This window comes from Methylobacterium isbiliense (assembly GCF_022179325.1).
Taxonomy (GTDB): domain Bacteria; phylum Pseudomonadota; class Alphaproteobacteria; order Rhizobiales; family Beijerinckiaceae; genus Methylobacterium; species Methylobacterium isbiliense.
Window position 1 is genome coordinate 101089 of sequence record NZ_BPQQ01000060.1, and the last position, 7720, is coordinate 108808.

7 protein-coding genes and 1 pseudogene are annotated in these 7720 nt (G+C 71.5%); all 8 read left to right on the forward strand.

The features are described from left to right. A complete protein-coding gene (locus tag MFF61_RS23915) occupies window positions 1-189 on the forward strand; it encodes a hypothetical protein (protein WP_238240002.1) in 189 nt (62 codons plus the stop codon). A gap of 64 nt (window positions 190-253) precedes the next feature. Then, window positions 254-2368 (forward strand): potassium-transporting ATPase subunit KdpB, encoded by a 2115-nt coding sequence (gene kdpB / locus MFF61_RS23920; protein WP_238240003.1) that lies wholly within the window; start codon window positions 254-256, stop codon window positions 2366-2368. A 20-nt stretch (window positions 2369-2388) separates the two neighbouring features. After that, window positions 2389-3009, forward strand: a complete 621-nt coding sequence (locus MFF61_RS23925) for a K(+)-transporting ATPase subunit C (RefSeq protein WP_238240005.1) — start codon at window positions 2389-2391, stop codon at window positions 3007-3009. Between the two features lie 9 nt (window positions 3010-3018). Then, window positions 3019-5739 (forward strand): DUF4118 domain-containing protein, encoded by a 2721-nt coding sequence (locus tag MFF61_RS23930; RefSeq protein ID WP_238240007.1) that lies wholly within the window; start codon window positions 3019-3021, stop codon window positions 5737-5739. Then, entirely contained in the window at window positions 5736-6425 is a 690-nt protein-coding gene (locus MFF61_RS23935; RefSeq protein ID WP_238240013.1) for a response regulator, read from the forward strand. The genes MFF61_RS23930 and MFF61_RS23935 overlap by 4 nt, the downstream gene beginning before the upstream one ends. A 112-nt stretch (window positions 6426-6537) precedes the next feature. Continuing rightward, entirely contained in the window at window positions 6538-6987 is a 450-nt protein-coding gene (locus tag MFF61_RS23940) for a PTS sugar transporter subunit IIA (protein ID WP_238240015.1), read from the forward strand. Window positions 6988-7159: 172 nt separating this feature from the next. Then, window positions 7160-7459 carry a hypothetical protein gene (locus tag MFF61_RS23945; RefSeq protein ID WP_238240016.1) on the forward strand — a complete coding sequence of 100 codons (300 nt, stop codon included), beginning with the start codon at window positions 7160-7162 and terminating at the stop codon, window positions 7457-7459. Then, window positions 7426-7656, forward strand: a pseudogene (locus tag MFF61_RS23950) (integrase core domain-containing protein); the annotation flags it as partial. The gene MFF61_RS23945 and the pseudogene MFF61_RS23950, both read left to right, overlap by 34 nt. Window positions 7657-7720 lie beyond the last annotated feature (64 nt).

A 7720-nucleotide genomic window follows, 5' to 3' on the forward strand; every position in this document is an offset into this window, starting at 1 on the left:
ATGCGCACGACGCAACCGGCGCGCCTGCGCCGGGGCCTCGCGCGCCACAGGCCCCGGCCGGCCCCCGCCCATCGGCACGCCGACCTGCGGCCGACCGACGTCGTCCTGGCCCTCGCCGGACTGGCCTTGCTCGGGGCCTTCGCGCTCTGGGCCGCTCTCATCCTGGCGAGCCGCGCCCTCGCACCCTGATTCCCAGCCAGGCGGCTGCGAAGATCCGCAAGCCGCCTCTTTCCGCCCATCCGGACACATTCTCATGGCTCAGTCCTCCCGAAGCTCCCTGTTCAGCGCCGCCCTGATCGGGCCCGCGCTCGCCGGCTCGGTCCGCAAGCTCGACCCGCGCCAGATGATCAAGAACCCCGTGATGTTCGTGGTCGAGGTGGTGGCGGCCTTCACCACCGTCCTGTTCCTGCGCGACCTCCTCACCGGCGGCGAGAACCTCGCCTTCTCCGGTCAGATCATTCTCTGGCTCTGGTTCACCCTGCTGTTTGCCAACTTCGCCGAGGCGATCGCGGAAGGCCGCGGCAAGGCGCAGGCCGACTCCCTGCGGCGCACCCGCACCGAGACGACCGCCAAGCTGCTGACCGGGCCTGCGGCCGCGGTCGGCGGATCGCGCGCGGCCCACACGGTGGTGCCCGGCACGAGCCTGAAGGTCGGCGACGTGGTGCTGGTCGAGGCCGGCGACCTGATCCCGTCCGACGGCGAGGTGATCGAGGGCGTGGCCTCCGTGAACGAGGCCGCCATCACGGGCGAATCCGCGCCCGTCATCCGCGAATCCGGCGGCGACCGCTCGGCGGTGACCGGCGGCACGCAGGTGCTCTCGGACTGGATCCGGGTGCGCATCACCGCCGCCGCCGGCTCCACCTTCGTCGACCGCATGATCGCGCTGGTGGAAGGTGCGGCGCGCCAGAAGACGCCCAACGAGATCGCCCTCAACATCCTGCTGGCCGGGCTCACCATCGTGTTCGTCTTCGCGGTGGCCTCGATCCCGAGCTTCGCCTCCTACGCGGGCGGGGCGATCCCGGTGATCGTGCTGGTCGCCCTGTTCGTGACGCTCATCCCCACCACCATCGGCGCGCTGCTCTCGGCCATCGGCATCGCCGGCATGGACCGGCTGGTGCGCTTCAACGTGCTGGCGATGTCGGGCCGGGCCGTCGAGGCGGCGGGCGACGTCGACACCCTGCTCCTCGACAAGACCGGCACCATCACGCTCGGCAACCGGCAGGCGACGGAGCTGCGGCCCGTCCGCGGCGTCTCCGAGCAGGAGCTGGCGGATGCCGCCCAGCTCGCCTCGCTCGCCGACGAGACCCCGGAGGGCCGCTCCATCGTGGTGCTGGCCAAGGAGCGCTACGGCATCCGCGCCCGCGACATGGTAGCGCTCAACGCCACCTTCGTGCCCTTCACGGCGCAGTCGCGCATGTCGGGCGTCGATCTGGAGGGCGCCTGCATCCGCAAGGGGGCCGTGGACGCCGTCATCGCCTCGGTCTCCGGACAGCCGATGGCGACGCGCGGCACGGGCGCCGCGCTCGCCTACCACCCCGCCGCGGGAGAGGAGGCCGCCGCCGAGATCCGCGCCATCGCCGAGGAGATCGCCAAGGCGGGGGGCACGCCGCTCGCCGTGGCGAAGGATGGCCGCCTGCTGGGCGTGGTCTACCTGAAGGACATCGTGAAGGGCGGCATCCGCGAGCGCTTCGCGGAGCTGCGCCGGATGGGCATCCGCACCGTGATGATCACCGGCGACAACCCGATGACCGCGGCCGCCATCGCGGCGGAGGCGGGCGTCGACGACTTCCTCGCCCAGGCCACCCCGGAGGACAAGCTCGCGCTGATCCGGCGCGAGCAGGCGGCGGGCAAGCTCGTCGCCATGTGCGGCGACGGCACCAACGACGCGCCCGCCCTCGCCCAGGCCGACGTCGGCGTGGCCATGAACACCGGCACGGTGGCGGCACGCGAGGCCGGCAACATGGTCGACCTCGATTCCGATCCCACCAAGCTCATCGAGATCGTGGAGATCGGCAAGCAGCTGCTGATGACCCGCGGCGCGCTCACCACCTTCTCGATCGCCAACGACGTGGCGAAGTACTTCGCCATCATCCCGGCGATGTTCCTCGGCCTGTACCCGCAATTGCAGGCCCTCAACGTGATGGGTCTGGCCTCGCCCCAGAGCGCGATCCTGTCGGCGATCATCTTCAATGCGCTGATCATCGTGGCGCTGATCCCGCTGGCGCTGAAGGGCGTGCGCTACCGGGCGGTGGGGGCCGCAGCGCTCCTGCGGCGCAACCTCCTCATCTACGGCCTGGGCGGCCTCCTGGTGCCCTTCGCGGGCATCAAGCTCATCGACCTCGCCGTCGCCGCCCTGCACCTCGCCTGACGATCCCGGAGATCCCTCCCATGCTCAACCAGCTCCGCCCCGTCCTCGTCCTCGGCGTCGCCCTGACGCTGATCACGGGCCTCGCCTACCCCCTCGCCATGACCAGCCTTGCGGGGATGATCTTCCCGGCCAAGGCCGCCGGCAGCCTGATCGAGCGCAACGGCACGGTGGTCGGATCGGCCCTCATCGGCCAGAGCTTCACCAGCGACCGCTACTTCCACGACCGGCCCTCGGCCACGACGGCGCCTGACCCGGCCGACAGCTCCAAGACCGTGCCGGCGCCCTACAACGCCGCGAACTCGATGGGCTCGAACCTCGGCCCCACGAGCGCGGCGCTGCGCGACCGCGTGAAGGAGGATCTCGCCACGCTCAGGGCCGAGCGCCCGGGGGCCGAGATCCCGCGGGCTGAGATCCCGGCCGACCTCGTCACCACCTCGGGCTCGGGGCTCGACCCCGACATCTCGCCCGAAGCCGCCCTGTTCCAAGTGCCCCGCGTCGCCAAGGCCCGCGGCCTGACGGAGGATCAGGTCAGGGCCTTGATCGCGGCGCACACGGACGGCAGGCTGCTCGGCATCCTGGGGGAGGCCCGCGTGAACGTCATGGCGCTCAACCTCGCCCTCGATGCCCAGACAGGCCGGTGACGGCCGGCCATGGCGGGAGCGCGGAGCGAGCCTGACCGGCGGCCTTCCCCGGACGCCCTCCTGGCGGAACTCCGCCGGGAAGGCGGCGGCCGCGGACGCCTGAAGATCTTCCTCGGCGCGGCCCCGGGCGTCGGGAAGACCTACGAGATGCTCACCACCGCGCATGCGCGGCGCCGGGAGGGTATCGACGTGGCGGTGGGCGTGGTCGAGACCCACGGCCGGGCCGAGACGGAGGCCCTGCTCGCCGGCCTCGAAGTGCTGCCGCGCCGGCGCGTGCCCTATCACGGCACAGTACTGGAGGAGATGGACCTCGACGCGCTCCTCGCGCGCCGGCCGCAGCTCGTCCTGGTGGACGAACTCGCCCACACCAACGCCCCCGGCAGCCGCCATCCCAAGCGCTACCTCGACGTGGTGGAGTTGCTGGAAGCCGGGATCGACGTCTACACCACCCTCAACATCCAGCACGTCGAGAGCCTCAACGACGTCGTGGCCCAGATCACCCGCATCCGGGTGCGCGAGACGGTGCCGGACGGGATCCTCGATCGGGCCGACGACATCGAGGTGATCGACCTCTCGCCCGACGACCTGATGCAGCGCCTGCGCGAGGGCAAGGTCTACGTCCCGCGCAACGCCGAGCGGGCGCTCAAGCACTATTTCTCGCCCGGCAACCTCACGGCCCTGCGCGAGCTGGCGCTGCGCCGCACGGCGCAACGGGTCGACGACCAGCTCCTCACCCACATGCAGGCGCACGCCATTGCGGGCCCCTGGGCGGCCGGCGAGCGGGTGCTGGTCTGCGTGAGCGAGGATCCGCGCTCGGCCGGGCTGGTGCGCTACGCCAAGCGCCTCGCCGACCGGCTGCGGGCGCCCTTCACGGCGCTCACCGTCGCGGGGCGACGCAGCGCGCAGCTCTCCGAGGAGCAGCGCGACCGCATCGCCGACACCCTCCGCCTCGCCGAGCGGCTGGGCGGCGATCCCGTCACCATCCCGGGCGAGGAGCGGCGCATCGCCGACGACATCATCGGCTTCGCCCAGGAGCGCAACGTCACCCACGTGGTGATCGGCAAGTCGGACCGCTCGCGCTGGTTCGAGCTTCTGCACGGCTCGGTGGTGCACGACCTCGTGCGGCGCGCCGGCTCCATCAGCGTCCACGTCATCGCGGGCGAGCAGGTCGACGGCGAGACCCTGCCGCGCAAGACCGTCCCCACCGCTCCGCCTCGCCGCCCGGAGGCGATCGCCTACGCCGTCTCCCTCCTGGCCGTCCTGTGCGCGCTCGGCGTCGGCCTGCTGGTGCAGCCCTTCCTCGGGCACGAGAACACCGACCTGACCTTCCTCACCGCCGTCGTCGCCGTCGCGGTGCGCTTCGGGCTCTACCCGTCGCTGCTGGCGGTGGTGGCCTCGTCGTTGGCCTACAACTTCTTCTTCCTGCCGCCGATCTACACCTTCACCATCACCGATCCCACCAACGTCGTGGCGCTGTTCTTCTTCACGCTGGTGGCGGTGCTGGTCTCGAACCTCGCCGCGCGGGTGCAGATCGACGCGACGATGTCGCGGGCGCAGGCGCGGGCCACGGAGGCGCTCTACGGCTTCTCGCGCAAGCTCGCGGGCTGCGGCACCCTCGACGACGTGCTCTGGGCCACCGCCTATCAGGTCGCGTTGATGCTCAGGCTGCGCGTGGTGGTGCTCCTGCCCGAGGCGGGACGGCTCACCGTGATGGTCGGCTATCCGCCGGAGGACCGGCTCGACGAGGCGGATCTCGCCGCGGCCAAGTGGACCTTCGACAACGGCCGCGCCGCCGGGCGCGGCGCCGACACGCTGCCGGGCGCCAAGCGCCTGTTCCTGCCGCTGCGCACCGGCCGGGGCGTGATCGGCGTGGTCGGCCTCGACACCGACAAGCCCGGGCCGCTGCTGACGCCCGACCAGCGCCGCCTGCTCGACGCGCTGATGGATCAGGGCGCGCTGGCGATCGAGCGCGTCCACCTCGTGGCGGACCTCGACCGGGCGCGGCTCTCCGCCGAGACCGACCGCCTGCGGCAGGCGCTGCTCACCTCGATCAGCCACGATCTCAAGACGCCGCTGGCCGCGGTGCTCGGGGCGGCCACCACGCTGCGCGATCTCCGCCCGGACCTCGACGAGGAGGCCGAGGCGGAACTCGTCGCGACCATCATCGACGAGTCCGAGCGCCTCAACCGCTTCATCGCCAACCTGCTCGACATGACAAAGCTCGAATCGGGCGCCGTCGCGCCGAACCTCGCCCTCTGCGACCTCGGCGAGATCGTCGGATCGGCCCTGCAGCGGGCGAGCAAGATCCTGGCCGCGCACCACGTCGCGATGGCGCTCGCCCCCGACCTTCCGGCGCTCGCCCTCGACGCGGTGCTGTTCGAGCAGGTGCTGTTCAACCTGCTCGACAACGCCGCCAAGTACGCGCCGCAAGGCACGACCGTGCGGATCGAGGGCTGGCGGGCGGGCGGCCACGTCTGCCTGCGGGTGCTGGACGAGGGCGAGGGGATTCCGCCGAGCGATCAGGAGGCGATCTTCGACAAGTTCTACCGGGCGCGCAAAGGCGACCACGTGCAGGCCGGGACGGGGCTCGGGCTTGCCATTTCGCGCGGCTTCGTCGAGGCGATGGGCGGTCGTCTCACCGCCGGCAACCGCACGGACCGCTCCGGCGCGGTCTTCACCCTCAGCTTCCCGGTCCCCGCCAAGCAGCCCGTCCTGGACACCGCCGCATGAGCGCCGCGCCCCGCATCCTGGCCATCGACGACGAAGTGCCGATCCGCAAGCTCCTGCGCATGGGCCTGACCAGCCAGGGCTACGAGTTCCGCGAAGCTCCGAGCGGCAAGGCCGCGCTGCGGCTGCTCGCCGAGGACGGCATCGACCTCGTGATCCTCGACCTCGGCCTGCCCGACATCCCCGGCCACGAGCTTCTGCGCCGGATCCGGGAGACGTGGCCGGCTCTCCCGGTGATCGTGCTCTCCAGCCGGGGCGACGAGGCCGGCAAGGTCGAGGCGCTCGACCTCGGGGCCGACGACTACGTCACCAAGCCCTTCGGCATGAACGAACTGCTCGCGCGGATGCGCACCGCCCTGCGCCACCAGCTCGCGCAGCAGGGCGAGCGGCCGGTCTTCCGGGTCGACGAGCTGTCGGTCGATCTCGTGCGCCGGATCGTGCGGGTCGGCGAGCGCGAGGTGAAGCTCTCGCCCAAGGAGTACGAGTTCCTGCGCCTGCTCGTGCATCACGCCGGCAAGGTGCTCACGCATGCGCACCTGCTGCGCGAGATCTGGGGGGCGGTGGCGGACACGCAGTACCTGCGCGTCTACGTGCGCCAGCTGCGCCAGAAGATCGAGCCGGATCCGGAGCGGCCGCACTACATCCTGACCGAGACCGGGATCGGCTACCGCCTGCGCGCGCCCGACTGACCCGCCCTGCGGCAGCGCAGCGCTCCCGCAGACCCGTCCCGGACGCCGAGCCGGACGCGCCGTGACCATCGCAGCGCCATGACCCCCGAAGCGCCATGACCCCCGAAGCGCCATGACCATCACGGATTTCCTCGCCCCGCAGCACGTCGTCCTCGACGTGCGGCTCCCGGACAAGCGTCGCCTGCTGGAGGACCTCGCGCGCCGCGCCGCCGCGACGCTCGCCCTCGATGCCGGCCTCGTCCGGGGCGCGCTGGAGGCCCGCGAGGCCCTGGGCTCGACCGGGGTCGGCGGGGGGATCGCGCTGCCGCACGCCCGCCTGGCACAGGTCCGGCGGCCGAGCGGCCTGATGCTGCGGCTGCGGCCCGGGATCGCGTACGAGGCGATCGACGAGAAGCCGGTCGACCTGGTGTTCCTCCTGCTGATCCCGGCGGAGACGCCGAGCGAACCGCTCAACGCCCTCGCCTGCGTGGCACGCCGCCTGCGCGACCCCGGGCTGGTGGCGGCCCTGCGCCAAATCCGCGACCCGGCCGCCTTCTACGCGAGGCTGACGGACGGGCGCTGAGGCGAGCACGGGTGAACCCGCGGATCAGGTCTGTCGCTTGGTCCCCAGGCGCGAGGTTCCGTTTGGGATGGAAGCCGGCCATTCGGATTTGCTCACAGCACCGGCTCTGACGACTTCATGATGGTGACCCGGTCTCGTGGAGCCGCTCCGGCTTTGCCACGAGGTGCCTTCGATGCCCCACACCCCTCCGCCCTATCCGGCTGAGGTCCGTCGTCAGATCGGCGAACGGGTCCGCGCCGGACGCGATCCAACGGATCTTGCCCGTGAGTTCGAGCCTGCGGCTCAGGCCATCCGGAACCGGGTTGTTCAGGCGGACCGGACGGAGGGCCGCCGCGAGGCAAGGGCCGAGATCCTCACGGCCGCCGAGCGTGAAGAGCTTACCCGTCTGCGCCGCGAGGTGCGCCACCTGCGGCTGAAGCGGGATATCCTGTCACACGCCGCTGCCGGGAGGCCGGTGTCCGGCCCTCGATGAGCTCAGGTGGCGCTGCCTCCGACAATGCCATGGCCAAGGGTTTCTGCGCGACCCTGGGCTGCGAACGGCTCGACCGTCGGCGCTTCGCCACACAAGCTCAGGCCCGAATGGCCGTCTTCACCATCATCGGCTTCTCCAATCCGGTTCGGCGCCACTCCGCCCTCGGTTACCGCTCGCCCATGCGCCACGAGAACGAGAGGCTGACCGACCCATCGCAAGCTGATCATCACTCCACGAAAACGGTTCTCCCGCATTTTGCGT